The organism is Mesorhizobium sp. M7A.F.Ca.US.005.03.2.1 (genome assembly GCF_003997795.1).
Taxonomy (GTDB): Bacteria; Pseudomonadota; Alphaproteobacteria; order Rhizobiales; family Rhizobiaceae; genus Mesorhizobium; species Mesorhizobium ciceri.
Genome location: NZ_RZRP01001132.1, coordinates 1 through 1,603, shown reverse-complemented (window position 1 = coordinate 1,603; position 1,603 = coordinate 1). Strand labels below are relative to the sequence as shown.

Sequence of the window (1,603 nt, the reverse complement as noted above, 5' to 3'; positions counted from 1 at the left end):
CGTGGGAGCGTCGGCCTATTCGCCAGTAGCATTGCCGACCCCGCCCCTCTGGGTGGAGACGGGCGATGCCATGCCTGGAAATCGTGACTGTGTGCTGCAGGCCGGTCTTATCGATTGCGATGGACCGGTGATCCAGGCGGCATCTGAAGCCGCGCCTGGCCAGGGTGTGCGCCGGATGGGCGAGGACATGGCGGCGAACCGCCCGCCAACATTTGAAGGAAAGACAATCGGCGTCGCTGACCTGCTGGTCGCTCGCAAAGTGGGATTGAGCCAACTTGCCGTACGGATTCCGTGCGTGCGTGCGATCGACGTCTCTGCCGAGAGCCACGAGACATTCTCCCTGCGGCTCGTGGTCGAGAGCCTGGGTGCCTCTGGAGCTTCGATTGCCGAAATAGAGGCCGTCGAGCGTGACGCGACAGCGATCGCTGCCGCTCTTGATGGCGAGTCCTGCGATTTGCTGCTCCTGATCGGCGGTACTGGCGATGGCTGCGCCGATGTGACCGCCGAGGCTCTCGCGCGGCGCCGGGTTCTGCTCGCGCATGGCATTGCTCTGCGGCCCGGGGGGACAACGGCGATAGGGCGGCTCGGCAAGACACCGATCGTCGCATTGGCCGGATCGCCGCAACAGGCTTTCGCGGGGTTCCTTGCACTCGTCCAGCCAGTCTTGGACCGCCTGTCGGGCAGATCTGAACGGTCCGGCATTATCTTGCCACTCTCGCGGAAAATTTCATCCGCGGTCGGGCTTTGCGAGATCGTTCTGCTCGCAAAGGAGCGGGATGTGTGGACACCGCTCGCTGTCGGCGACTTTTCGCTGGACGCCATGCGTCTTGCCGACGCCTGGCTTGCAGTTCCTGACGATAGCGAGGGGTATGCCGCCGGCACGCCTGTCGCCGCCGTTCCGCTCCGCAACTTTTGATCGGTGTTCCGCCATGACGCATTCTCCAACATCGGCCCAGCAGAACAGCGGCCAGGAGCAGTTCCTGACCATACTATCGCGCGAAGCTGCACTGGCGCGCTTCGAGGCCGAGCTGTTTCCCCGCCCACTACCGACCGAGAAGCGGACGCTGGCCAACGCGCTGGGGCTGGTTCTTGCCGAGGACGTCGCAGCGCCGGTCGACGTGCCGCCGTTCGACCGCTCAAATGTCGACGGCTTCGCGGTGCGTGCAGCCGACCTCGCCGTCGCCTCTGAACCGCGTCCCGTTCGGCTTGCGCTCAATGCGGAAGCGATTGCCTGCGGCACGGTTCCGCAGTTGCCCGTTCTGACCGGCACCGCCACGTCCATCGCAACCGGCGGACCGCTGCCCCGCGGCGCGGACGCGATCGTCATGGTGGAGCACACCCATCCCGCCGGGTTGAGTGCCATTGAGGTGGCCCGCAGCATCTCGCCCGGCCAGTTTATCTCCAACGCGGGATCGGACATGGCGCGAGGAGAAGTCTTGCTGCGTGCCGGAACCGAAATCGGCTCGCGCGAGATCGGCATGCTCGCTGCCTGCGGAATCGCACAGCTGACAGTGGCTCGCAGGCCACGCGTGGCCGTGATCTCCACGGGCGATGAACTCGTTCAGCCGGGCGAGCCGTTGCGACCGGCCGGCATCTATGATGC

1 protein-coding gene and 1 pseudogene are annotated in these 1,603 nt (G+C 65.5%); both read left to right on the top strand.

Features of this window, described 5'->3' with window-relative positions; translation table 11 throughout:
• Window positions 1–916: molybdopterin-binding protein (locus EN991_RS35455; protein WP_127370469.1), on the top strand; the 916-nt coding region annotated here is incomplete at its 5' end.
• A gap of 13 nt (window positions 917–929) precedes the next feature.
• Window positions 930–1,603: pseudogene (locus tag EN991_RS35450) on the top strand (molybdopterin biosynthesis protein); the annotation flags it as partial.